This window comes from Mycobacterium sp. OTB74 (assembly GCF_029892685.1).
GTDB lineage: Bacteria > Actinomycetota > Actinomycetes > Mycobacteriales > Mycobacteriaceae > Mycobacterium.
The window spans coordinates 1-23,219 of record NZ_JARXVD010000021.1 but is presented as its reverse complement, the minus strand read 5'-3'; the positions used below and the strand labels follow the sequence as shown (position 1 = coordinate 23,219).

23 protein-coding genes and 1 pseudogene are annotated in these 23,219 nt (G+C 63.3%); 10 read left to right on the top strand and 14 right to left on the bottom strand.

The window, feature by feature from the left end:
• Positions 1-35: 35 nt before the first annotated feature.
• The 6 genes from M2432_RS23180 to M2432_RS23155 all read right to left on the bottom strand — a co-directional run bounded on the left by M2432_RS23180 (position 36) and on the right by M2432_RS23155 (position 6,942).
• Positions 36-1,103 (bottom strand): NAD(P)-dependent oxidoreductase, encoded by a 1,068-nt coding sequence (locus tag M2432_RS23180; RefSeq protein ID WP_280829190.1) that lies wholly within the window; start codon positions 1,101-1,103, stop codon positions 36-38.
• Positions 1,104-1,226: 123 nt separating this feature from the next.
• The gene (locus tag M2432_RS23175; protein WP_280829189.1) at positions 1,227-1,829 is read right to left on the bottom strand and encodes a hypothetical protein; all 603 of its coding nucleotides are present in this window, start codon (positions 1,827-1,829) and stop codon (positions 1,227-1,229) included.
• Positions 1,830-2,012: 183 nt separating this feature from the next.
• Complete coding sequence (locus M2432_RS23170) at positions 2,013-2,876, bottom strand: formylglycine-generating enzyme family protein (RefSeq protein WP_280829265.1); 864 nt, start codon at positions 2,874-2,876, stop codon at positions 2,013-2,015.
• A 76-nt stretch (positions 2,877-2,952) separates the two neighbouring features.
• Positions 2,953-3,846: an HAD family hydrolase gene (locus tag M2432_RS23165; protein WP_280829188.1), complete on the bottom strand. Its 894-nt coding sequence runs from the start codon at positions 3,844-3,846 to the stop codon at positions 2,953-2,955.
• Positions 3,847-5,388, bottom strand: a complete 1,542-nt coding sequence (locus M2432_RS23160; protein WP_280829187.1) for an arylsulfatase — start codon at positions 5,386-5,388, stop codon at positions 3,847-3,849. It lies immediately after the preceding gene.
• 3 nt (positions 5,389-5,391) lie between these two features.
• Positions 5,392-6,942 carry an arylsulfatase gene (locus M2432_RS23155; protein ID WP_280829186.1) on the bottom strand — a complete coding sequence of 517 codons (1,551 nt, stop codon included), beginning with the start codon at positions 6,940-6,942 and terminating at the stop codon, positions 5,392-5,394.
• A 117-nt stretch (positions 6,943-7,059) separates the two neighbouring features.
• Between M2432_RS23155 and M2432_RS23150 the strand changes: the two genes are divergently transcribed.
• Entirely contained in the window at positions 7,060-8,640 is a 1,581-nt protein-coding gene (locus M2432_RS23150) for a DUF1254 domain-containing protein (RefSeq protein WP_280829185.1), read from the top strand.
• Between the two features lie 104 nt (positions 8,641-8,744).
• Here the strand turns inward: M2432_RS23150 and M2432_RS23145 are convergent, their stop codons facing one another.
• A complete protein-coding gene (locus M2432_RS23145; RefSeq protein ID WP_280829184.1) occupies positions 8,745-9,170 on the bottom strand; it encodes an SDR family oxidoreductase in 426 nt (141 codons plus the stop codon).
• Here M2432_RS23145 and M2432_RS23140 point away from each other — a divergent pair.
• Genes M2432_RS23140 through M2432_RS23130 form a run of 3 tightly spaced genes read left to right on the top strand, consistent with a single transcriptional unit; the run spans position 9,095 to position 10,409 of the window.
• Complete coding sequence (locus M2432_RS23140; RefSeq protein ID WP_280829183.1) at positions 9,095-9,370, top strand: DUF1876 domain-containing protein; 276 nt, start codon at positions 9,095-9,097, stop codon at positions 9,368-9,370. The two genes, M2432_RS23145 and M2432_RS23140, sit on opposite strands and share 76 nt — an antisense overlap.
• 33 nt (positions 9,371-9,403) lie before the next feature.
• Positions 9,404-10,087 carry an AzlC family ABC transporter permease gene (locus M2432_RS23135; protein ID WP_280829182.1) on the top strand — a complete coding sequence of 228 codons (684 nt, stop codon included), beginning with the start codon at positions 9,404-9,406 and terminating at the stop codon, positions 10,085-10,087.
• Complete coding sequence (locus M2432_RS23130) at positions 10,080-10,409, top strand: AzlD domain-containing protein (protein ID WP_280829181.1); 330 nt, start codon at positions 10,080-10,082, stop codon at positions 10,407-10,409. Before M2432_RS23135 ends, M2432_RS23130 begins: the two co-directional genes overlap by 8 nt.
• Positions 10,410-10,426: 17 nt before the next feature.
• On the opposite strand, the gene M2432_RS23125 is transcribed toward M2432_RS23130, so the two are convergent.
• From M2432_RS23125 to M2432_RS23110, 4 genes are all read right to left on the bottom strand, one after another.
• Complete coding sequence (locus M2432_RS23125) at positions 10,427-11,497, bottom strand: NAD-dependent epimerase/dehydratase family protein (protein ID WP_280829180.1); 1,071 nt, start codon at positions 11,495-11,497, stop codon at positions 10,427-10,429.
• A gap of 63 nt (positions 11,498-11,560) precedes the next feature.
• Positions 11,561-11,773 carry an exodeoxyribonuclease VII small subunit gene (locus M2432_RS23120; protein WP_280829179.1) on the bottom strand — a complete coding sequence of 71 codons (213 nt, stop codon included), beginning with the start codon at positions 11,771-11,773 and terminating at the stop codon, positions 11,561-11,563.
• Positions 11,760-13,022, bottom strand: coding sequence for an exodeoxyribonuclease VII large subunit (gene xseA, locus M2432_RS23115; protein ID WP_280829178.1), 1,263 nt, complete (start codon positions 13,020-13,022; stop codon positions 11,760-11,762). The genes M2432_RS23120 and xseA overlap by 14 nt, the downstream gene beginning before the upstream one ends.
• A 7-nt stretch (positions 13,023-13,029) precedes the next feature.
• On the bottom strand, positions 13,030-13,608 hold the full coding sequence (locus M2432_RS23110) for a lipid droplet-associated protein (RefSeq protein ID WP_280829177.1): 579 nt from the start codon (positions 13,606-13,608) through the stop codon (positions 13,030-13,032).
• A gap of 53 nt (positions 13,609-13,661) precedes the next feature.
• Between M2432_RS23110 and M2432_RS23105 the strand changes: the two genes are divergently transcribed.
• The gene (locus M2432_RS23105) at positions 13,662-14,672 is read left to right on the top strand and encodes a 4-hydroxy-3-methylbut-2-enyl diphosphate reductase (RefSeq protein ID WP_280829176.1); all 1,011 of its coding nucleotides are present in this window, start codon (positions 13,662-13,664) and stop codon (positions 14,670-14,672) included.
• Positions 14,673-14,723: 51 nt separating this feature from the next.
• Here the strand turns inward: M2432_RS23105 and M2432_RS23100 are convergent, their stop codons facing one another.
• Positions 14,724-16,013 carry a DUF6542 domain-containing protein gene (locus M2432_RS23100; RefSeq protein WP_280829175.1) on the bottom strand — a complete coding sequence of 430 codons (1,290 nt, stop codon included), beginning with the start codon at positions 16,011-16,013 and terminating at the stop codon, positions 14,724-14,726.
• An 83-nt stretch (positions 16,014-16,096) separates the two neighbouring features.
• Here M2432_RS23100 and ychF point away from each other — a divergent pair, with 83 nt between their 5' ends.
• A complete protein-coding gene (gene ychF, locus M2432_RS23095; RefSeq protein WP_280829174.1) occupies positions 16,097-17,170 on the top strand; it encodes a redox-regulated ATPase YchF in 1,074 nt (357 codons plus the stop codon).
• 99 nt (positions 17,171-17,269) lie between these two features.
• Here the strand turns inward: ychF and M2432_RS23090 are convergent, their stop codons facing one another.
• Positions 17,270-17,725 carry a phage tail protein gene (locus M2432_RS23090; RefSeq protein WP_280829173.1) on the bottom strand — a complete coding sequence of 152 codons (456 nt, stop codon included), beginning with the start codon at positions 17,723-17,725 and terminating at the stop codon, positions 17,270-17,272.
• A gap of 118 nt (positions 17,726-17,843) precedes the next feature.
• Between M2432_RS23090 and M2432_RS23085 the strand changes: the two genes are divergently transcribed.
• Together M2432_RS23085 and M2432_RS23080 are read left to right on the top strand one after the other, a co-directional pair.
• Positions 17,844-18,290 carry a phage tail protein gene (locus tag M2432_RS23085; RefSeq protein ID WP_280829172.1) on the top strand — a complete coding sequence of 149 codons (447 nt, stop codon included), beginning with the start codon at positions 17,844-17,846 and terminating at the stop codon, positions 18,288-18,290.
• A gap of 723 nt (positions 18,291-19,013) precedes the next feature.
• A complete protein-coding gene (locus M2432_RS23080) occupies positions 19,014-19,934 on the top strand; it encodes an alpha/beta hydrolase (RefSeq protein ID WP_280829171.1) in 921 nt (306 codons plus the stop codon).
• Positions 19,935-20,316: 382 nt separating this feature from the next.
• On the opposite strand, the gene M2432_RS23075 is transcribed toward M2432_RS23080, so the two are convergent.
• Positions 20,317-21,162, bottom strand: a complete 846-nt coding sequence (locus M2432_RS23075; protein ID WP_280829170.1) for an SDR family NAD(P)-dependent oxidoreductase — start codon at positions 21,160-21,162, stop codon at positions 20,317-20,319.
• Positions 21,163-21,427: 265 nt separating this feature from the next.
• Between M2432_RS23075 and M2432_RS23070 the strand changes: the two are divergent.
• A pseudogene (locus tag M2432_RS23070) lies at positions 21,428-21,939 on the top strand (OsmC family protein).
• Positions 21,940-22,314: 375 nt separating this feature from the next.
• Complete coding sequence (locus M2432_RS23065; protein WP_280829169.1) at positions 22,315-23,085, top strand: alpha/beta hydrolase; 771 nt, start codon at positions 22,315-22,317, stop codon at positions 23,083-23,085.
• The last annotated feature ends 134 nt before the right edge of the window (positions 23,086-23,219 follow it).

Genomic DNA, 23,219 nt, shown 5'->3' with positions numbered 1-23,219 from the left:
TTCTCCTGCGTGCAGTCTCAGGGTGGTTCGGGTGGCTACTGTGCGCCGCCGTCGGGACCCGGCTCGCCCCACTTGCTGCGGATGGTGTTCCAGACGTCCGCATAGGGCCCCGGAACACCTTGGTAGACATTGTTTTTGGTGAAGTAGGCGCGGGCCAGCGGGGCGACCAGCTTCATGGGCCAGCGCTTCCAGCCGATGAAGGCCGCGGTGTCGGACAATGTTTGCGGCCACGAATAATGTTGGTGGCCAAGGATTTCCTGCGCGGTTGTGGCGTCCATCCAGTCGGTGGCGAACCAGTCGGTGTCGCTGTCCGGGTTGCCCGGCCGGCCGGTGGGCATCAGCTGGCCGACACCCATGGCTGCGGTGGTCTGCGGTGCGATCTGGCCCTGGAGCTGCCGGTGGCTGTCGTCACCGCCGATCAGCAGAACTCGTCCGATGACATCGACCGTGGTGGCCGCGGCGAACGCGGAGGCGACATCGCGCACGTCGACGGTTTGCAGCCGCCCATCCGCGGGCAGCACACCCTCGAAGAACAAAAGGTCGCGGTCCATGCTGAAGCCCGGCTCTGAGGTCAGCACCCCGCCCAGACGCAGGATCAGCCAGTTCAGGCCCGAAGCGCGCACCAAAGCCTCGGCTTCGACCTTGTGCTGGCCGTAGATGTCAGACGGATTGACCGGAGTTTCGGCAGTCAGCACATCGCTGATCTTGTGCGGGTTGCGGGCGCCGTAGACCGCGATGCTGGAAGCCTGCACGAACCGCGGCGGCGTGGGTTGCTTGGCCGCGGCCGCCAACAGGTACGCGGTGGCATCGACGTTGACCTTGCGGGCCAGCCCTCGCCGGGCGTAGCAGAACGGCGGGATGATGGCGGCGAGGTGGATTATCGCGGCCGGTGCCACCTCGCTGACCAGCGCATCGACCGCGGCCGGGTCGGTCAGGTCTGCGTAGCGCAACTGCACGCCGGGCGGCAGCTTCTCGGCAGCTTTGCGATTGGCCGGCACATCCAGATCGGTCGCGACCACCCGGCGGCCGTCGGCAGCCAGGCGCCGCACCGTCTGCGAGCCGACCATGCCGAAGGCTCCGGTTACCAGTACCGCGTCACTCAACTGTGGCTCCCAACTCAAGGCATTTGACGGGCGTTCTCGTAATCCTTACCAGACGCCCTTCGGGAGGGCTGGTCGTATGCAGCCGTCAGCCGCTCACGGCTGCACATGTGTCGGCCAAAAGGCCTACTTGCAGAGGCCGGTCAAAGTGACGATGTTGCCTTCGGCGGTCTTCAGCCTGGCGACTTGGTCCGGATTGTCGTTGGCTGCGCCGGCTAGCTGACTCATACCGATGTCGGTCAGGGCGCTGGCGAAACTGCGCGCGGGGTCGGCGATGTTGTTCGGCGTCGACGGGTCGAGCGCCGCCATCAGATATTGCCCACCACCCAGCGTGGCCAGACGGGCGTTGGCCGCCACCGCTGCGCGGGCCGTCGGGTCATCTCCGAGCTGGGCGTTGGTCTGCAGACTGACGGCACGTGCGACCGTGCCGAATGCCGTGCACGCCTTTGTCTTGGCGTCTGCGGGGGACAGAGAGCTGGTGGCCGTTTCATGCGGATGGCGAACGAGTCCCCAGATCGAAAGCCCCAGCGCGGCAAGGCCGATCACGGCTGCACAAATGGCGATCGGCAAGGCTACTGAGCGAGGCTTGGACACTGCGTGGTGGTGGTTGACCTTGGGTTCGGATTCGTCGGTGGCGACTTCAGGTTCGGCGACGGTGACGTCAGATTCGGCGACGGTGACGTCGGGTTCGTGGGTGGTGACGTCAGGTTCCTCGGCTGGGTCAGTCATGCGCACGATGGTAAACCGGGGGTCTGCGGCGGCGGGGTCGTACGGAAATAGTTTCTGGCGGCGTTCTCTCCGAGGTGTGGCGATGTTCAGGTACTGAATTGGGCGCGTGATCTGACGGCTATTGCCAGGCAAATCACAGGCGGTATCTGCAATTCTCGGAAACGTCGCAGGTCGGATTCCGTTTCAAGAATCCACTTGGACGCAGCGGAAGCCGATGTGGCTCATTCCGGTGTCGACGGCCTGCGGCCGCCGTGCGGCCGGGCGGTAGCGCAGGCAGTAACTGTCGGCGCACAGGAACGACCCGCCCTTGATCACACGGCGGGCTACTGGCTTTCCTGGCTGGCCGCGGTCGTAACTTTCTGCAGCGCAACAGGGTTGGACATCCCGGGTGTCACCGTAAAAGTCGGTTGTCCATTCCCAGACGTTGCCCGCCATGTCCAACAGCCCGTAGCCGTTCGGCTCGAACTGTCCGACGTTGGAGGTCTGTCCGTAGCCGGTGTCGGGTAGGTAGGGGAATTCGCCGTGCCAGTAGTTCGCGAGCCGCTGGCCGGTTGGTTCGGGATCGTCGCCCCAGGTGTATGTGGCGTGCGGCAGGCCTGCGCGGGCCGCGACCTCCCACTGCGCCTCGGTCGGCAGCATCAGTCCGGCCCAATCTGCATATGCCGCAGCGTCTTCGAACGCGACGTGGACGACTGGATGGTTCTCACGGTTGACCAGGGAGGACCGCGGTCCACGTGGATGGTTCCAGCAGGCGCCGGGGGTCCAGGCCCACCACTGGCTCAGATGACGCAGGTCGACCGGGCCCGCAGTGCGGCGGAAGACCATGGACCCTGGCTGCAGATTCTCCGGCGGGGCGCCCGGATAGTCGGCGGGATCGAGTGGGCGCTCGGCGACCGTGACGTATCCGGTGGCCTCGATAAATGCCCCGAACTGCGCGTTGGTCACCTGGTGACGCTGCATCCAGAAGCCTTCCACCGTCACGGTGTGCGCAGGTGCCTCCTCGGGGTAGTGGTCGTCGGAGCCCACGGTGGTGGTCTGCCCGGGAATCCAGGCTGCGTCGAAATCGACGTTTTGGCCGGTTGTACTCGCACTTTTTGGCCCGTTTGTCTGTTTGGGCGGAAGGTCAGGCATCGAAGACGGTGGCCCAGTCCGTGCGCATGCTGGCGACGGTCCAGCCGTGGGTTTGCGCCAGGTCCAGCGCCTTCTGCGCGCCTGCGGTATAGGCGAATTCGCGGTCGGCGTCGTCGTGCAACACCAGCATCCGCAAGCCGCGGGTGTACTCGAGCATCTCGATGTCGCCGTTGGAGTTGCCGGCCGCGAAGATGGGCCGCCGTCCGACCCGGCTCCAGATCCGGGCCGGCTTGATCGGTCCGTCGGAAAGGAACTCCGGCTGCGCCGTGGTGAGCACATCCCCGTCGCGGTATTGCACGGCGACCGTGCTGCCGATCACTCGTTCCGGCGGGATGCCGTACATGGCACCGGTGACCGGACGCATGAAATCTCGGCCACCGCCGGAGACGATGTAACAGGTGAACCCGGCTGATTCCAGATACCGCAACAACTCAACCATCGGGGCGTATCCCAAGTCGGTGTACGGCCGATGCAGGGTCGGGTGCTGGGCTCGGGCGAAGAACGCCGCGACGCGTTGAGCGTGTTCCTCCACCGGCAACCCTTGATAGGCCGAAAAAACGGCTCCAGCAAGGATTTTCAGGTCCGAATCGTCGCCGTTGTAATGCTTTGTCACGGCGTTGCCAAACCAGGCCAGGTCGCCGGAGGCAGCTGCCGCGTAAGGCTGTCCAGCCGTCAGCGACGGGTCAGCGGTGGCCTGCTCGGCCATGCGGCGGACCAGGAAATCCAGCTGGATGTACGCCGGCTTCTCGCACCACAGCGTGCCGTCATTGTCGAAAACCGCGATACGGTCTTGCGGCTCAACGAAATCCGGGCCTACCGAGTTGACTCGGCCCACGAAGTCGACAATTGCCGACTTCGTGGGCCCGTCGTTCCAATGCTCCAGCATCTAGTCGGCTGCCAGGAACGCGTGCAGCTTCTCCACCGCGTGGTTGATGGTGAACGATGCCGCTTCCTGTCGTGGCGGGAATTCCTTGAAGGTCTCCAGGAACTGCGTCACGATGGCTCCTGCGTAGAACGCGATGTAGTCGTGATCGAGCCACCAGTCGTAGTACGTATTGGACGTGACGTCGGCCCGCTCGTACGGATCTGTACGCAGGTTGAACACCTTCGGTGCTCGCAGTGGCGTGAATGGCTCTGCCCAGATCTGCAAGGTGCCCTGGCAGCGCTGTTCCTGGAACACCACTTTCCAGTTGTGGAAACGTAATCCGAGCACATCGCAGTCATCCGAGAAGTAGATGAAGCCCTTGCGTGGGCTTTCTTCGACTTCGCCGATGAGGTACGGCAGCAGGTTGAACGCGTCGAGGTGGACCTTGAACTCCTTGTCGCCCACCTTGTATCCAGCTTTGAGCTTGTCGATGATGTCCGGCTCCCCGGCCGCGGCGAGGAATGTGGGGAACCAATCGTGGTGCTGGATGATCTCGTTGGAGATGCTGCCCGCCTTGATCTTTCCGGGCCAGCGGATCAACTGGGGGACGCGGAACGCACCTTCCCAGTTGGTGTTCTTCTCGCTGCGGAACGGGGTCGTCGCGCCGTCGGGCCAGGTGTTGGCGTGCGGACCGTTATCTGTGGAGTAGATGACGACGGTGTCGTCGGCGATGCCCAATTCGTCGACCAGGTTGAGCAGCTTCCCGACGTGACGGTCGTGGTCGACCATGGTGTCGTGGTATGGCGACTGCCAAACACCGGCCTGGCCAAGCGATTCCGGCTTGGTGTGGGTCCGCAGGTGCATGTGGGTGGTGTTCATCCAGACGAAGAACGGCGTGTCCGCGTCTACCTGGCGCTTGATGAAGTCGACGCAGGCATCGGTGGTGTCGTCGTCGATGGTCTCCATCCGCTTCTTGGTCAGCGGCCCGGTGTCCTCGATACGTTGCTTGCCGACGGGGCCGTACTTCGGATCGTCCGGTTCGGTCGAGACCTCGTCAGTGGCCCAGGAGTGGATGACACCGCGCGGGCGCTGCAGGTCGGCCAGAATCGGGAACTGTTCCTTCTTCGGATAATCCGGGAGCTCGGGTTCCTCTTCCACGTTGAGGTGGTACAGGTTTCCGAAGAACTCATCGAACCCGTGCACCGTCGGCAGGTACTTGTTGAGGTCACCGAGGTGGTTCTTGCCGAACTGCCCCGTCGCGTACCCGAGTGGCTTGAGGCATTCGGCGATGGTCGGGTCTTCGGCCTGTAGCCCGACGTCGGCTCCCGGAAACCCGACCTTGGACAGACCGGTTCGGTAGACGCTCTGCCCGGTGATGAACGCAGAACGGCCGGCGGTACAGCTCTGTTCGCCGTAAGAGTCGGTGAACAGCATGCCTTCTTTGGCGAGGCGGTCGATGTTGGGTGTCTGGTACCCCATTAGCCCCATGCTGTAGCAGCTGAGGTTGCTGATCCCGATGTCATCGCCCCAGATGACAAGGATGTTGGGTTTTCCGTTTGGCATCTTTCAGTCCTTTGCAAGGTAAGCGTGAAGATTTTCGACGATCTGATCGACGCTGAAGCTGGCCGGCGGGTGCCGGGGCGGAAATTCCTTGAACGTGTCGAGGAACTTCGAGGCCATTGCGGTGGCGTAGAAGATGAAGTAGTCGTGCCGTAACAGCCACTCGTAGTAGGTGTTTGACGTGACATCGGCGAACTCATAAGGATCGGTACGCAGGTTGAAGATCTTCGGCACCCGCAGTGGGGTGAACGGCTCGGCCCAAATCCGCAGTGTCCCAGGGCATCGCTGCTCCGCGAAGACTATCTTCCAGTTCTCGAACCGAAGCGCCAGCAGTTCGGCGTCGTCGGAGAAGTAGAAGAAGCCACGACGCGGGCTGGTCTCGACCTCGCCGGTGAGGTACGGCAGCAGGTTGTAGCCGTCGATGTGGACCTTGTACTCGGTATTGCCATCGGCGCCGGCTTTGTGGCCCTTCTTGAGCTTCTCGGTGATGTCGGGGTCGCCCGCCGCGGCCAGCAACGTGGGCAGCCAGTCGTGGTGCTGAATAATCTCGTTGGAGACGCTGCGCGCCTTGATCTTTCCGGGCCAGCGGATGATCTCCGGAACGCGGAATGCACCCTCCCAGTTGGTGTCTTTCTCACTACGGAATGGTGTGGTTCCGGCGTCCGGCCACGAATTGCGGTGCGGCCCATTGTCAGTCGAGTAGATGACGATGGTGTCCTCGGCGATGTCGAGTTCGTCCAACACGTTGAGCACCGTGCCCACGTTGCGGTCATGGTCGATCATGGTGTCGTGGTACGGCGACTGCCACAGCCCGGCCTGGCCACGGCTCTCCGGCTTGGTGTGGGTGTACAGATGCATGTGCGTGAAGTTGCACCAGACGAAGAACGGATTGCCTGCCGAATGCTGGCGCTTGATGTAATCGACTGTGGCATCAGCGATGTCCTCGTCGATGGTCTCCATGCGCTTGGTGTTCAGCGGGCCGGTGTCTTCGATGATCTGCTTACCGACGGGTCCGAACTTCGGGTCATCCGGTTCGGTCGACACCTCGGTGGTGGCCTTGCACTTGAGCACGCCGCGCGGCTTGGCCAGGTTGTACAGCCGGGGGTATTGGTCTTCATGCGGGTAATCGAAGTTCTCAGGCTCTTCCTCGGCGTTGAGGTGATAGAGGTTGCCGAAGAACTCGTCGAATCCGTGCACTGTCGGCAGGAACTTGTTCATGTCGCCGAAGTGGTTCTTACCGAACTGGCCGGTGGCGTAGCCCATCGGCTTCAGCAGCTCGGCGATGGTCGGATCCTCTGCGGCCCAACCGATGTCCACACCGGGGACGCCGACTTTGCTCATCCCGGTGCGGTATACGCTTTGCCCACTGATGAAGGCCGCGCGGCCCGCGGTGCAACTTTGCTCACCGTAGGAATCGGTGAATCGCATGCCTTCGTCGGCGAGGCGGTCGATATTTGGTGTTCGATAGCCCATCAGGCCGTCGCTGTAGCAACTCAGATTGCTGATCCCGATGTCATCGCCCCAGATGACCATGATGTTCGGCTTACCGTTCGGCACGTTCTTGCCTCCGTCTCTGATGGTCGGACCCCCGTCAAAGGCTAGGGGACGGTCCTGTGCAATCGGCGGAGTTCGTGCCGGTTCATAGAGAATTCGAGTAGGAATGGAAGCGATCAGTTGAAGGACCCAATTCGGCTGGAAGGCAGTTTCATCGCGGCAAGCGAACTTTCCCGTCGATGGGCCCTACGTGCCGCGGGCCTGGCGGCCGCGACGGTCGGGGCGGCCACTGCCGCTGCCGCATGCTCCAAGCCTGAGCAGAAGGCCGCTTCGAATCAATCGGCTTCGGGCACTTCATCCCCGGCGCCGTCACCAGGTGCGAACGGTGCGCCGGCTTCCCAGATGACGCAGCCGGCGTCGGGCATCACGATGACACCGGGTTACGCCAGAACCATCGCTCAGACCGCATACGTGTGGGGTTGGCCGATGGTCAACATGATCAATCGGCACGACACCATCACCAAGGCGCCGCAACCGGGACTGCTGGGCGGTGTGCTGCCGGTCGCGCCGCAGGGACGGCTGGCCATGCTATCGAATTACATTGAACCAAGCGAAACTTTCGTCACCTGCCCCAACCAGGACGTCGTATATGGCCTGGCATATCTGTCACTGGACGAGCAGCCGGTGATCGCCCAGGTTCCCGATTTCGGAGATCGGTTCTGGGTCTACGCGCTGAGCGACGCTCGCACCGATCAATTCGGTGAGCTGGGCAAGCCCTACTCCACCAAACCGGGCTTCTACCTGCTCGCCGGCCCTAACTGGAAGGGCGACAAACCCAATGGTGTGGAGGCGATTCTCCGGTCCTCAACTCCGCTGGCCATTGCGCTGCCCCGGGTGTTCATGGATGACACCCGTGAGGACCGCTCAGCGATCCAGTCGGTGATCAATCAAATCAACATCTATCCGCTGTCCGAGTTCGAGGGCAAGATGAAGACCGTCGAATGGGCCAAGCTTCCCGAAATCCCTGCGCCACCGTCCGATGCTGCGAGCGGCGAAACGAAATGGGTTGTGCCGGAGAGGTTTTTCGACCAGTTGCCTCAGGTGCTCGACACCGTCGCTCCGCTGCCCGGAGAGGAGGCGTTGTACGCACAGTTCCGGTCACTGATGGATGCGGCCAAACAGGATCCGGCCATTCACCAGGTGTTGCTGGATACCGCGGTGGCAAGTGAGCAGGACGTCATCGCTCCGTTCTTCGAATGGGTGCACAACGGTCGTCCCGCGGGCAATGGCTGGAACCGCTCGACCAACAATGCCCAGTGGGGTGTCGACTATTTCAATCGCACCGGCACTGCACGGTCGAACATGTTCGACAACCGGCCCACCGAGACGCAGTACTTCTACACCGACAACGATGCCACCGGTGCGCCGCTGCAAGGATCGCGCAGTTACAAGGTGACATTCGCGCCTGGGCGGGAGCCGCCGGTCAAGGGCTTCACCTCGTTGACGTTGTACAACGACAAGCACCTGTTCAACGCGAACCCGTTGAACAGATACTCGTTGGGCACCAAGAACAAGACCCTGGTCAGGGATGCGGATGGTTCGCTGACGATGTACGCGGGGTCGAAATCGCCTGGGCCGGAAAAGGAATCGAACTGGTTGCCGGCGCCGGATGGCTATTTCTCGTTGTACATCCGGGCTTACTGGGGTGAACCGGCCATTCTCGACGGCAGTTGGAAGCCGCCGGCCGTCGAGCCGATGTAAGGACCAGGATTTCTTCGACCACCAGTACAAGCCGTGCGATTTCGTCGAGCAGAGCCGTCGCGTCGTGAAAGTTGTTGGGGGGCTGGTTGGGTGCCCCCCAACACTCACATAAGGCTGGCGGTCATTCCGCCGTCGACCACGTACTCACCGCCGGTGCAGAATGCCGACCGGTCACCGGCCAGGAACGCCGCGACCTCGGCCGAGTTGTCGATGTCCAGGTAGCCGCCCTGACGCATCGCCACGATTTCGTCGAAGTCCACGCCCATCATTTCAACGAACTGCTGCCGGTTTCCGGTGACCAGCACCGTCTCGGCGAAACCCGGGAGAATCGAGTTCACTCGAATACCCTGCGGGTGCAACTCGATAGCCGCCGCCCCCGCGTCTGATCCGGCCCAATTTTCACTCTGGCGCGCAGTGGCTTTTCGGCGCACGCTTGATGGGGAAGGTGATCGACATGTACGACATGGATTTGACCAACAAGTGGCTCGTCGAGATCGAGTTCTCCGAGGACGAGATCCACACCCACGCATCGGCCCGGGCGCACCTGCGCGACGACACGATATCCACCACCGGAGATGCCTACCGCAACCCCCGAGATCCGGGTACACCGATGATCGGTGAGGAGATAGCGGCGGCCCGCGCCCTCATCACGTTGGGCACCGAGCTGCTGCATGCTGCGTCGGCCCGCATAGAACAGGCGACACACCATCCGGTGCACTTGTACCGCTGAAGCAGTCGATCCCGTTCGGGGCAGACTATTGGCATGTCCAACCATTCGGTGCGTCAGGTCATAGCCGCGACCGCACCGATCGGGTTGGCGTTCATTCCGCTGGGCATGGCGCTTGGGCTGCTGGTGGTACACGCAGGCTTGGCTTGGTGGTGGGCGCCGGTATTCGCCGCGGTGATCTACGCCGGGTCGTTGGAATTCTTGATCGTGGGTCTGGCGGCGGCAGCGGCGCCGGTCGGCGCGGTCGCCCTGACCACATTCATCGTCAACAGTCGGCACGCCTTCTATGCGCTGTCCTTTCCGCTGGACCGGGTCAAGGCTGTGACGGGCAAGCTCTATAGCACCTACACACTGTCCGACGAGGCCTATGCGGTGGCGGTCAGCCCGGCTGCGGAGCGGTGGACCACCCGTCCGATTCTGATGATGCAGGCTGCGCTGCAAGGGCTTTGGGTCACCGGAGCGGCGCTGGGCGGTTTGATTGGCCTGGCGCTGCCGGTCGAACGGTTGCGGGGACTGGAATTTGCGCTGACGGCATTGTTCGTCGTGCTGGCCATCGATGCCTACCGGCAGCGGCCTGATCGGGTGACCGCGCTGGCGGCGGTGGCTTGTGCAGTGGCTTCCTGGCTGTTGGTGCCAGGCCAGCTGCTGGTGTGTGCGTTTGCAGCGTTCACCGTGGTGCTACTGGCCCGCCTGGCAGTCGAACAGCGCGGCGATGCCTGACGGCGCGGGGCACATCGCACTGCTGGTGGCCGTCGCTGCCGGGATCACCTGGGCACTGCGGGCGCTGCCGTTCGCCATTCTGGCGCCGATGCGGCATAGCGTCGTGGTGCGTTACCTGAGCACGCACATGCCACTCGGGGTGATGGCCATGCTGGCTATCTACACCCTGCGTGGGCAGACCGACGGCAGCGCCCGCCAACTGCTTTGGCTGGGCATCGCGGTGGCAGTGACTACAGGCCTGCACTGGGTGCGTGGCCAAGCGTTGTTGTCGATCCTGATCGGGACGGCGACCTACGTCGGCTTGATGTCGCTATGGGGCTGAGCCGAATCCGGTGACGGCTACCCGGTCGCCGCTGCCATCTGGTGGAACAGGTCGACGTAGTACGGCAGGCATTCCTTCGTCGCCTGCTCGGTGGTGAACAGCGGTTCGTAACCCAGATCGCGTTTGGCCTTTGCGATCGAAAAGTAGTTGTTGAGGTAAAGCCGTTCTACCGCAAGCGGTTCGATCAGCGGCTCGCGGATGCCGAACCTGAAGTGCAGACGCTGCCACACCATCATGGCCTTGTGCACCAGTCGGCCGGACACTCGTAAGTTGGGCAGGTTGTGTCCGCATGCCGCGATGACCGGACGGGCGAACTCGAACATGTTGATCGGATCGCCGTCGTTGATGAAGTAGGCCTGGCCGGGCGCGGTGCCACCGGGCACCAGATGCTCGGCGGCCAGGATGAAACCGTGAATCAGGTTGTGCACGTAGGAGTTGTCCAGCTTGATGTTCTTGTTGCCGACGAGCACTTTGACGTGGCCCGCGAGCACGTTCTCGAACACCTTGCGGAACATGGTCTGGTCGCCGCGGCCCCAGATGCCGCTGGGGCGGATGGAGCAGATGAGCATGCCGTGCTCGCCGTTCTGGCTGAGTACGAACTTCTCGGCAATCACCTTGGTTTCTGTGTAGATGTCGTTGAACCTGTTGGTGTACTGCATGTTCTCGTCGCCGTTGACGATGTCCTGCCCACCCATGACCACGCTGTTGGACGCGGTGTAGACGAAGCGTGCAACGCCGGCGGCCTGCGCGGTGTGCACCAAAGCCTTTGTGCCTTCGACGTTCACCGAGAAGCTGCGCTGGCGGTATTCGTCGGTGATCGATGCACCACCCATCAGGTCGATGATGGCTGCGGTGTGGATGATGGTGTCGACGTCGGCCACCGCGGCAGCGACATCGTCGCTGTTGGTGATGTCGCCCTGCACCTTCTGCAGGTTCTCCTGGTCGGCCAGGGGCGAGGGTGCCCGGTCGAAGGAACGGACCTGGTGCCCGCGGTCGAGCAGTTCGGTCACCAGGTTGGCGCCGACGAAGCCGGACCCGCCGGTCACCAGGACGCGGCCGAGGTCGGTGGTCAAGGAAGCATCACCCATGGGTCAAGAGGATAACTGAAACGTGTTCCAGTTTCGAGTTTGTTCGGAGAATCTCCGAAGTTCTCAGGTTTCCGCGTCGGTGCCCGCGGCGAGCACGTCCTCGACCTTCTGGCGGGCGCCGGCCAAGTGCTCCTCGCACCGTTTGGCCAGTTGTTCGCCCCTTTCCCAGAGCTGCAACGAGGTGTCCAGATTCAGTCCGCCCTCTTCCAGTCGGCGCACCACCTCGATCAGTTCGTCACGCGCGTCCTCGTATCCCAGCTCACTAACGTTCTTCATCTATGCCCTCGCTCGTGGTGATGACGGCGCCGTCGGCAACCCGGATTCGTAATTTGGCCCCAGCCGGAGCGTCGTGCACCGACCGCAGCACCGAGCCATCCGCCGACAAGTTCTGGACCACCGCGTAGCCACGGGCCAGCGTCGCGGCGGGGCCCAATGTGGACAGCCGGGCGGTCAGGTGGCCGACATGGTCGGACTCGGCAGCGATCAGTCGTTTTATGTCCCGACGGCCGGCAGCCACCGCGCGCTGGATCTCATCGTGCCGGGCGTCCAACGCCTGCAGCGGCTGGGCCAGCACCGGGCGGCTGTGCAGCTGGGCGATCACCCGCTGTTCCCGGTTTACCCAGTTGCGTAGCGCCTGGGCGCTGCGCCGGCGTAGATCGGACACCAGAGCTTGTTCGGCCGTTGCGTCGGGCACGATGCGTTTGGCCGCGTCGGTGGGGGTCGCTGCCCGGAGGTCGGCGACCAGGTCGCACAGAGGGCTGTCGGGTTCGTGTCCGACAGCGCTGACCACCGGTGTCTTGCACTTGGAGATTTCCCGGCACAGCGTCTCATCCGAGAACGGAAGCAGGTCCTCGACGCTGCCGCCGCCGCGAGCTATCACGATGACGTCCACGTTCGGCTCAGAATCCAACGCGCGCAAGGCTTCTACGATCTGCGGCACTGCATTGGTGCCCTGTACCGCGGTGTTGCGGACGTCGAATCGTACTGCGGGCCAACGACCGGCAGCAACAGACATGACGTCGCGTTCGGCTGCGGACGCTCGTCCGGTGATCAGCCCAATGGTGTTGGGCAGGAACGGGATCGGCCGCTTCAGTCGTGGGTCGAGCAGGCCCTCGGCATCCAGCAGCCGACGTAGCCGGTCGATGCGTGCGAGTAGTTCACCGATCCCGACAGCGCGAATCTGGCTGATCCGCAACGAGAATGATCCGTTGCGGGTGTAGAACTGCGGCTTGCCCTGCATGACCACCTGGGTGCCCTCGGACAACGGGACGGGAGCGTCATCCACCAGGGCGCGGGGGCAGCTGACCGACAGCGACATGTCTGCCGCGGGGTCACGCAGCACCATCCAAGCGGTGGACTGGCGCAGCTTCAGCTCGGTGAGCTGGCCTTCGATCCAGATGGTGCCGAGGCGGTCGATGTACTTGGCGACCCGGGTAGACACCGCGCGTACCGGCCAGGGGTTCTCGGCCGAGTTCGCGGGTTCGGCCGCGCTTGATCCTGCCGCACCTGATCCTGCCCCAGTCACCGCCCGATCACTTCGCGGACATGCGGGTGATTCTGTTGCTCAACAGGGTCTGGAACGGGGCGCGAGCCTTGGTGGCCTCCTCGTACGCCAGCAGTGATTCCAGGTCGCCCAGCTTCATGGAAGTCAGGCGGGCGCGCAGCTGGGCCAGGGTCAGCTCCTCGTAGCCGAGTTCCTCTACGATGCCGGGCACCTCGGCGGTGGCGGTGGTCGAGGCGGTGGTGCCGGCCGGGGTAGCGCTCTGCTGCGCATCGGCGGGATCGGTGCTGTACAGCGCAAACCGGCCCTCGGTGAGTCGGGTGCCGTCGTGCCGTATCTCGGTGACGGACGCCGAGTCGTCAGGCAGGTCCTCGTCGAAGGTGGCCCACTCGGGTTGCTCGTCCTTGGGCGGGAACCACTGCTCCAGTGTTTCGTCGCCCTTGATGACCAGCTCGGCCAGATCCTGCTGCATCTTCATGACGAGCCCAGCGACCTGACTCGCCAGCGTCATGGGGTAAGTCAAGATGGTCTGGGGGAGCCGCAAGGTCTCTTCGAGCACAGTTGCCGTCGCGCCGATCAACAGGCGGACCCCATAGGGTGCACTAGACATGGCTGCCAGAGTACGGCTGGCTCTGCCCGGCTGGTCATCAGTACCCTTGAGCCATGCCGCCGACGATCAATATGGGCATTCCGGGTACCACGAGCTCGGTGGCCGCCGCAGCCACGGCTGAGGGCGGGAAGCGGGTGTTGCTCGCCGAACCGCGGGGCTACTGCGCCGGTGTCGACCGCGCCGTCGAGACCGTCGAGCGAGCGCTGGAGAAGCACGGCGCCCCGGTCTACGTCCGCCACGAGATCGTGCACAACCGGCACGTGGTGGACACGCTGGCCAAGGCCGGCGCCATCTTCGTCGACGAGACCGACGAGGTGCCCGAGGGCGCCATCGTGGTGTTCTCGGCCCATGGTGTGGCGCCGACGGTGCACGAAACCGCCGCAGCCCGGGACCTCAAGGTCATCGATGCCACCTGCCCGTTGGTGACCAAGGTGCACAACGAGGCGAAGCGCTTCGCCCGCGACGATTACGACATCCTGTTGATCGGCCATGAGGGCCACGAAGAGGTGATCGGCACTGCCGGTGAGGCGCCCGACCACGTGCAGTTGGTCGACGGCCCGGATGCGGTGGACAACGTGACGGTCCGTGACGTGAACAAGGTCATCTGGCTGTCGCAGACCACGCTGAGCGTCGACGAGACCATGGAGACCGTGCGCCGACTGCGGGAGAAGTTCCCGACGCTGCAGGACCCGCCCAGCGACGACATCTGCTACGCCACCCAGAACCGCCAGGTGGCGGTCAAGGCGATGGCACCGGAGTGTGAGTTGGTCATCGTCGTGGGTTCGCGTAATTCGTCGAACTCGGTGCGACTGGTCGAGGTGGCCCTGAATGCCGGCTCGCGGGCCTCGCACCTGGTCGACTACGCGGAGGACATCGATCCGACCTGGCTCGAAGGCGTGACGACGGTCGGGGTGACCTCGGGTGCGTCGGTGCCGGAGGTCTTGGTGCGTGGAGTGCTCGAGCGGCTGGCCGAGTTCGGCTATGGCACTGTGCAACCGGTCACCACAGCCAACGAGACCTTGGTCTTCGCGCTGCCCCGGGAGATTCGTCCGGCGCGCCAGTAGAGCTCGTACCTCAGGCCGCAAAGCCTGCGCCGGACAACAGCTTTCCGGATATCAGACGTCGTATTCCCAGGAGTCGGCTTCCCAATTGCGGGGCTGGCGCGGCCGACGGTCGGGGCGTGGCTCCGGGCGCGGTTCGGCGTCGTCCGAACCACGGTAGCGGACGCGGGACACCGGGTGCCGGGTACCGCTGCCCTCGCTGTCGCCTCCTGGGCTACGAGCTCCGTTGGTCGACGCGCCACGTCCGTTGGGTCCCATGCCGCGGGCTCCACCAGGCGATGAACCGCGCGGGGCTGGACGTGCCGGTCGGGGGTCGAACCGATCCACGGGTTCGTAGGGGTCGTCCGCACGGTGTCGGCGTCGCGGGAGTGCATCGGACCGGCGCTGATCCGCCGTGCGTTGATCTGCCCGGCGCTGATCGCCGCGTCCGGTCCGCTGCGCCCCATATGCGTCGCCCTGTTCACGAAGGTCGGCGCCGCGCCGATCAGACGGCGGCGGCGCGGTGCGGCGCGGTTGGCGGGCGGTGCGTCGCGGTTCAGGTGGTTCAACGAGGCCGTACGGTTCATCCGCGGCGGGCCGTGGACGGCTGCCGCGCTGGGGGCGCCGCACCGGCTGGTCGATGATCTGGGTGTCGGCCGCGGGGCGGGGACGCGGTGCGCGTCCGGTCCCGGATGAACGGCGCGGCGGCGCAACCTCAGCTGCGTCTGCGGCGGCGCGCCGGGTGGCAGCGCGTGGGGTGCGCGGGGCGCGGGCTGCTGTCAGCTTGGTGAGCTTCGCGGACAGCATGGCGACCAGCCCGCCCGCAGCGGCGTCCTCGGCCTCGTCGGTGGTGCTCGGTCGGCGGGACCGGCGTGCACTGCTGATGGCCTCGCCGCCTTCTGTGGCGGCCGCGTCGTCGACCGGGCGCTGGAACTTGGGCAGGACAAACCACCGCACCAGACCAAGCGCCAGGACCGCCAGCGCCGTGAAGAACATCAGCGGAAAACGCTCGATCAGTGGATAACCGCAATTGATCAGAATGTCCTTGACGCCGCCGATCTTGGCACCATGGAACAGGAAATAGGCGGCCGGGATGGTGGCGAACAGCACCAGCGGAGGCTGGATGACGGCGGTGAACACACCGGAGCGCCGAACCGCCAGCACGGCCAGCACACATCCGGCGATGTAGCAGAACGAGAAGAAGCCACTGAGTTCTCTGTCACCCGAACCGGCGTCGTAGGCGAACCCCACCGCGGAGAATGTGATGGCCAGCACAATGGCCCCCCACCAGGGGATTCCCGGGATTTTGGGCAGTGCGGAGCGATGATCCGGGGCAGCTTCGGGCCCATCATGCTCTGCTGACACTCCTAGACCGTACCGGCAATTGACGCCACCGTGCCGACTGGTGGGCGTTGCGGGAGTGTGGCGTCTCTTAAACTATTTGACTCGTGGGTCTGAACCTGGGAATTGTCGGTCTGCCGAACGTCGGGAAGTCGACGCTGTTCAACGCGTTGACGCGTAATGATGTGCTCGCGGCTAATTATCCGTTCGCAACGATCGAACCCAACGAGGGTGTGGTGCCACTGCCCGATCCGCGGCTGGACAAGCTCGCTGAGATCTTCGGGTCGGAGAAGATTGTGCCGGCGCCGGTGACCTTTGTGGACATCGCCGGAATCGTCAAAGGTGCGTCCGAGGGCGCGGGCCTGGGCAACAAGTTCCTGGCCAACATCCGCGAGGCCGACGCCATCTGCCAGGTGGTGCGGGCCTTCGCCGATGACGACGTGGTGCACGTCGACGGCCGGGTGGACCCGAAGTCCGACATCGAGGTGATCGAGACCGAGTTGATCCTCGCCGACATGCAGACGCTGGAGAAGGCGGTGCCGCGGCTGGAGAAGGAAGCTCGCAACAACAAGGACCGCAAGCCCTTGCTGGAGGCTGCGGTGGCCGCGCAGGCTGTGTTCGACGAGGGCAAGACACTGTTCTCCACCGGCAAGGACTGGTCGGTGCTGCGCGAGCTGAACCTGATGACCACCAAGCCGTTCCTGTACGTGTTCAACGCCGACGAGTCGGTGCTGACCGACGAGGCACGCAAGGCCGAGCTGCGCGAGATGGTGGCGCCCGCCGAAGCGGTGTTCCTGGACGCCAAGATCGAGGCCGAGCTGCTGGAATTGGACGATGAGTCCGCGGCCGAGCTGCTGGAGTCGATCGGCCAGACCGAGCGGGGTCTGGATGCGTTGGCGCAGGCCGGTTTTCGGACGTTGAAGCTGCAGACCTACCTGACCGCCGGGCCCAAGGAATCGCGGGCGTGGACCATTCACCAGGGTGACACCGCACCGCGCGCGGCGGGCGTCATTCACACCGACTTCGAGAAGGGGTTCATCAAGGCCGAGATCGTGGCCTTCGATGATCTGGTCGACGCGGGGTCGATGGCCGCTGCCAAGGCTGCCGGCAAGGTCCGGATGGAAGGCAAGGACTACGTCATGGCCGACGGTGACGTGGTGGAGTTCCGCTTCAACGTCTAGTCGTCTGGTGGCAAGGCTGCCGCTAAGTAGCCGCGCCGTGCCGTGCTGCGGTGCTCAGAAGTTCGCTCACGGCTCAGGCCGAGGGAGCGACCGGGTCCACTAAAGCGACCTGAAGTCGATCGTTTCGGCTATCAGGATGAGTTCTTCGGTCGCCACTCCATCGAGCTCAAGGGCGTGGAGGTTTGGTCCGATCCATTTCTTGGGTTGGGCATTGGAAAGGACCCAACTGACGACTGGTGATCGACTCTCGTCCAGTAGTGTGATCGTTACAGTTCTTGGATCATACAAGCCGTCTCGGGTCTCTTTTAGCCATGAGAACAGTCGCAAATCGCCAATGACGCCACGCTTCAACGCCACCTCGCCTGTTCGGCTGATGCCTGGAATTTTCCGGGGATGGTTTTCTTTGTCGTTTCCATTGCGGTACTCGTAGAACACGATCTCTTGTTCGAGGCCTGTGACGTCCGAGAACCCGCCCACTATCGTGTCGTCGGCACCGTCATCGCCGAGCCGCACCATAAAGTTGAAGCCGCCGAATGGGTTGTCGCGTGTTGCCATCTGCTGTCCTTATCCCTTTGGACTGCTTGGGCCAGGCTGAAGCGGCCTCGCCCGCTAAGCCTAGAGCTAGGCTGTTCAACACGTAGCCGAATGTCAGTGGGACACAAGTGAGGTGCTCTTGGCGGCCAACGATCTCGTCGGCGCATTCAACTTCCAGGTAATGATCGGTGGCACGGAGGTCGGATTTGCCGAAGTGAGTGGGCTTGGTGTCGAAGTCGTGTATGACGAGAGTGATGGCGATTCCGTGTCGGAAGTCCGACTTCGGCCCCGAGCGAAGGTCTCTGACCTGCGGCTACGTCGCGCCGTGGACTCTGAACGCACCCTATGGTCTTGGCTAGAGGCGGTGATGGCCGGAAAAGACGATCCTCGTACCGTCACGGTAACCTTGATGGATCGCGCAAATAGTGCCGTTTGCCGATGGATATTGGCGAATGCGCGCCCCATCGGGTATTCCGGTCCACACTTTAATGCAGTTGAAAATGCTCCCGCGATGGAAGAGATCGTGGTGAGCGCCGACTCTGTCGAGTTCCGCTTCCAAGCAACGTCTGGACAGCAGAAGAAGTGAGCGGTGTGTCACGCGGCCCAGACGTCGATCCGATGCTGAGCGACGAAGAACTGCTTGCTCAGCGAACACGCTGGTTTGATTTCTACACGTCGCAGCTGAACGTACGCGCTGAAGCCGTCGACGGCGGCTACTCATGCCCGTGCTGCGGTCATATGACGCTTGAGGAGCGCGGCGCATATGACATTTGTGCCGAGTGTCATTGGGAGGACGACGGTCAGGATGATCACGACAGTAAGGTCGTTCGTGGTGGCCCTAACGGGTCACTGAGTCTCGATGCCGCGCGAGCGCAGTATGTCGCCCGGGGTGGCACCCGCCTTCCGCACCGGCCGCCTGCCGAGCCACGGTGACCTGCGACGTGGTGGAGTTCCGCTTCAACGTTTAACTGCGTACCGGCCGACATCCTGTACTCCACCAAGCGTTCGCATTCGTGCATGACGGGCGCTGCTGGCGATAGTGACTCGGACCTTGGGGCGGAATGATTGCGTTGACGCGGCGGAGTGCCGGTGCTTAGCCTCGTTGAGCACACGATCTTCGACAACGGCACTGCCTATCTGCACTACCAGCCTCGCTGAGACGGTCGCGACAGCGCGACAGCGTCGAGTGTGATCCGGCCGCCATCGTCGGATTCTGTAGCAGAACTTAGCTTTTGTGAGAACATCTCCGACGCGGTAAGGCTGCGGCGTAAAAGTACCTGCGGCGGAGGCAGCGGCCTTATCGTTAGGCATGCGCTGGCACTCGCTGGTCTCGATCTCGCTGACGCTGGCCGCTGTCATAGCCAACGGCTGCGGTTCGGCAAGGGCCGCCGGCGATTTCGCGGGCTTGGTCGACATCGGCGGCGGTCGCAGCCTATATGTGAACTGCCAGGGCGCCGGCACGCCCACGGTTCTCATCATTCCGGGTAAGGGCAGCTATGCGGAGGTATGGAACGTCGTCGTGCCTGCCGACGACCCGGTCCGTTCGTTGCCGTACGACGTCATCGGCCAGGCCAAGCTCGAGCGCAGTCCAACTGCCACTCAACCCGTGGTGGCCAGAACGACGCGCGTATGCGCGTATGACCGGCCCAACACACGACCCGACGGGGTGGATCGGTCCACGCCCAGCGCCCAACCGCACACCGTTGCCCAGGATGTCGACGACGTCGTCACATTGCTTTCCGCACTGGGTATCTCGACGCCGGTGGTAGTGGCAGCGCATTCTTACGGCGGTCTCGTCGCCGACCTGCTGGCACGAACACACCCCGAATTGATCAGCGGGCTGGTCATGGTCGACCCGGTTTCGGAATTCCTGCCCACACAGGGCGACGCCGAGCAGAACGCCGCGTTCAATCGGGATGCTGCGATACCGGCCGACCCCAACGGCGAAGGCTTCCTGGCCGATGATGCATACGCCGCCATCAGCGCCGCACCGCCGCTACCGCAGGTTCGCGCGATCGTGCTCAGCTCTGACAAACTCCCGCCCCCGACCGATTTGAAGCCCGACAACTACACATTGCGCCAGATCCAGCAGGCCAACACGCTGCTGGCGGACGCGCTCGGCACCGTCAACGTGACGGCTACCAACAGCGGCCACAACCTGATGCTCTACCAGCCGCAATTGGTCGCCGACCAGATCGTCACCGTGGTCAACCAGGAAAGCCGCCAGTAACCGACCGCAGTCGAACGTGGGGGCCTACGTGCAAAATCGGCCGGAATTCCTCGTAATGGCCCACGCTCGATGTCGTCACGTTGGCCTCAGCGACTTGGCCTTGCGTGCGGTGCCGTTCGCGATCCTCCAGCCGCTGCGAAAGTCCCATTTCGTCAACACGATGGCCACCTGGATGCCGGTCGGCATCGTGTTGATTCTGGCTGCGAGCACCTTCCGCTAGGTCGCGGTCGACGGCAGCCATTTGGCGTACGCGGCGCTCGCGGTGGCGGTCACTGCGAGATCTGCACCTTCTGGCCGGGCGGCGGACCTTACTCGGTGTCGGTGCCGGAACCCTTGCCTATGTGCTGCTCGTGAATGCGTTCTGAGCCACGCCCGCCCGCCCTCACGACGGCTCGGACTCCAATTGCCGCTTTCGATTCAGCGTGGCCTTGGACATCCGCATCGATAACGCCGGTGAGATCCGTTCGAGGTACCAAAGAGCTCGATACCACCTAGGTAACACAATGATTGTCCTTCCCCGCAACACGGCGCGAAGTGCTTGTTCAGCAAAGACGTCCGGCGGCATCGGCCTGAGCGACTCAAACATCTCCTTAACAAATTCGGCTTCGTCGACATTGGGTTGCAGGCGTCCGTACTTCCCGCCGGTCATGATCGGGGTCCGGATCACACCCGGGCAGAGCACGGACACCTTGACGCCGTGGCGCTCGGCTTCGATCCGCAGCGTCTTTGAGATTCCTACGACGGCGTGCTTGGACGCGGTATAGGGCGCGTTGCCGGCGTCGATCGTCAGGCCCGCGAACGAAGCGGTATTCACGATGTGACCGCAGCGCTGCGCGATCATGATCGGGTACACCGCCTGGATTCCATGCACCACTCCACGAAGATTCACATCAAGGACGTCATTCCAATCGTTGAGAGTCAGCGAATCCATCTCCCCGGCAATTGTGATGCCAGCGTTGTTGAACAGGAAATCTATTCGTCCGGACTGTTCGACCGCTTCCTTGACCGCTCTCTCAAAAGACTGGAAATCGCGCACGTCGAGGTCGACGCCATGCGCCTTTCCACCGCGGCCTTCGAGGCGCTGCGCTAGCTTCTCCGCTTGGCCAGCTTGACGATCGGCGATCCAAACTTCTGCGCCGGCACCGGCAAGCTGCGTGGCCAATGCGCTACCGATGCCTGACGCGCCGCCGGTAACGAAAGCAACTTTGCCGGCCAGACTTGACCTCATTCGCAGGAGATTATCGGTCTGCTGACGATGCGGGCGCTGTTCCGCATATTCTTCACGGCACCGCACACTGGGCGGTGCCGTGGTGGAGTTCTGCTTCAACGTGTAGGTCGTCGCGTTTGAGGCATGTGCAGTCCGTATGCTGCTGTTGTTTGACAGCTGTCGATCAGCGACTGCCCAATGAGTATGGGCACTTGCGACGCGAATTCGCCTCAGCGCGAGCGCAACCCGCGACCATCCGCCTGCGCACCTTTACCGTCGACCCACTATGACCACCTCGACGAACCAACTCGCTGGAATCATCGCGGCGACCGGCGAAGCGATCGCCGCCAACACTGCGAACGGCCAGGTTGTCTTTCGCGCGTCGGCGACGGCTCACGGCGCAGTCGCAAGCACTGTCGCTCTCGGCAAGTACCGCATTGGGGTCGACGAGCCGCCCGCACTGGGCGGGGAGCATGCTGCGCCCAACCCAGTCGAGTACTACTTGGCTTCGCTGCTGTCCTGCCAGGTGGTGACCTGGCGGTTCTGGGCGGAGAAGCTGGGCATTGCGGTCGACGACATCAGCGTGCGGGCGGAGGGTGACCTGGATGTGCGGGGGTTCTTGGTCTCGACGACGCCGTCCGTGCCGGTTTCGGTGAGGTGCGTGTGGTGGTGACGGTCACCGGCCCGGAAACCGATGAGCGCTACCGCGAGCTGCATGAGGCTGTCGAAACCCATTGCCCGGTACTGGATTTGGCCCGTAACCCTACGGTGGTGCGGACCACTCTGGAAACGCGGTAGCCACTGAAGCGCTGGCGGATGCTGCCGTGCAGTGGCCTCTCGGCCATGGCATTGATCGACTGCAGATTGTGGTGGAGTTCTGCTACAGGAGACCGGGCTAGCGCCTCACCGTGGCAACGGCTGGCGGTTCAAAGTCGTGACATTAGACCGCGACCTGAGGATCACCACGAACGGCTTGGCCCAAAATCGTGCCGGACAATCTGTCGAACATGTACCAAGGTTGCATCGACGGCGTGAACAGCTTCGACCCCTGGACGTAGGAGTTGTCAAACCGCCCAACGGCGACATAGTCGAGTTCCGGCACAGATAAGCATCCATACGTCGGAGGATTGTAAAGTCGCCAACCGCACGAAAGCACGGTGCCAGGATCACCCAATGACTGCCGAACTGCCGCCCCTCGTACTCTTTCATCCTTTAACGATGTCGGGCGCGGTCTGGCAAGAGACCGCTCCACTGCTCGTCGCGAATCACGCAGTTTTCACACCGTCTGCGATCGGTCACCCTGGGGGTCCGGCTGTGCAGCGGCGTCCGGTCACGATCTGGGACGTCATCGACGCGTCCGAACGCTATCTCGATGAGCAGGGACTTGATCGGCCGCACCTAGCCGGCAACTCGATGGGCGGATTCGTGGCGCTCGAATTGGCGCGGCGTGGCAGGGCGGCGTCAGTTTGCGCCTTCTCGCCGGCCGGAATCTGGTCGGACAAGCTCCGGATGCAGGCCGCAAAGAAGGCCAGACGAACCCACGTGCTGGCTCTGGGCATACGGCCGGTGACTCCGGTCATAACGAATTCGTCAATTGGGCGGCAAGTGGCTTTGCGTGATGCCGCAGTGCACGGAAATCGACTTAGCGCCGCCCGAGCGGTCGAGATCGCCAGACAAAATTTGGAATGCACCATCGTCGACGACATCTTCAACAACACAGACGAATACGTGAAGTCGATGGACCCATTGCCGTGCCCGATTACGGTCGCCTGGGGAGAACGAGACACATTGCTTCCGCTCAAGCACTACGAAGCCATCGTCCGTGAAACCCTGCCGGGGGCCACGTTCACCGTCCTGCCCGATGTGGCGCATGTCCCGATGCTCGACCATCCCGAGTCAGTCGCGCGCACGATTCTTGCCGTGACGGGTGCCGAGACGACGTAGCTACTGAACGACGGCGACGTCGCGGAGTTCAGATTTAACGTCTAGATGTACTCGGCAGGGACGTTGTTGACGATTCGGCTGTGAGAAGGGAGGACCTCCGGGCTTAGTGGAGATGTCTGACGTCTTCACACACT

Excerpts from the sequence above, each read along its gene's own strand:
- M2432_RS23175 (WP_280829189.1), bottom strand. The coding sequence starts at position 1,829 with ATGACTGACCCAGCCGAGGAACCTGACGTCACCACCCACGAACCCGAC.
- M2432_RS23165 (WP_280829188.1), bottom strand. The coding sequence starts at position 3,846 with ATGCTGGAGCATTGGAACGACGGGCCCACGAAGTCGGCAATTGTCGAC.
- M2432_RS23160 (WP_280829187.1), bottom strand. The coding sequence starts at position 5,388 with ATGCCAAACGGAAAACCCAACATCCTTGTCATCTGGGGCGATGACATC.
- M2432_RS23140 (WP_280829183.1), top strand. The coding sequence starts at position 9,095 with ATGTACGACATGGATTTGACCAACAAGTGGCTCGTCGAGATCGAGTTC.
- M2432_RS23145 (WP_280829184.1), bottom strand. The coding sequence starts at position 9,170 with ATGCGTGGGTGTGGATCTCGTCCTCGGAGAACTCGATCTCGACGAGCC.
- M2432_RS23135 (WP_280829182.1), top strand. The coding sequence starts at position 9,404 with ATGTCCAACCATTCGGTGCGTCAGGTCATAGCCGCGACCGCACCGATC.
- M2432_RS23130 (WP_280829181.1), top strand. The coding sequence starts at position 10,080 with ATGCCTGACGGCGCGGGGCACATCGCACTGCTGGTGGCCGTCGCTGCC.
- M2432_RS23125 (WP_280829180.1), bottom strand. The coding sequence starts at position 11,497 with ATGGGTGATGCTTCCTTGACCACCGACCTCGGCCGCGTCCTGGTGACC.
- M2432_RS23120 (WP_280829179.1), bottom strand. The coding sequence starts at position 11,773 with ATGAAGAACGTTAGTGAGCTGGGATACGAGGACGCGCGTGACGAACTG.
- M2432_RS23110 (WP_280829177.1), bottom strand. The coding sequence starts at position 13,608 with ATGTCTAGTGCACCCTATGGGGTCCGCCTGTTGATCGGCGCGACGGCA.
- M2432_RS23105 (WP_280829176.1), top strand. The coding sequence starts at position 13,662 with ATGCCGCCGACGATCAATATGGGCATTCCGGGTACCACGAGCTCGGTG.
- M2432_RS23090 (WP_280829173.1), bottom strand. The coding sequence starts at position 17,725 with ATGGCAACACGCGACAACCCATTCGGCGGCTTCAACTTTATGGTGCGG.
- M2432_RS23080 (WP_280829171.1), top strand. The coding sequence starts at position 19,014 with ATGCGCTGGCACTCGCTGGTCTCGATCTCGCTGACGCTGGCCGCTGTC.
- M2432_RS23075 (WP_280829170.1), bottom strand. The coding sequence starts at position 21,162 with ATGAGGTCAAGTCTGGCCGGCAAAGTTGCTTTCGTTACCGGCGGCGCG.
- M2432_RS23065 (WP_280829169.1), top strand. The coding sequence starts at position 22,315 with ATGACTGCCGAACTGCCGCCCCTCGTACTCTTTCATCCTTTAACGATG.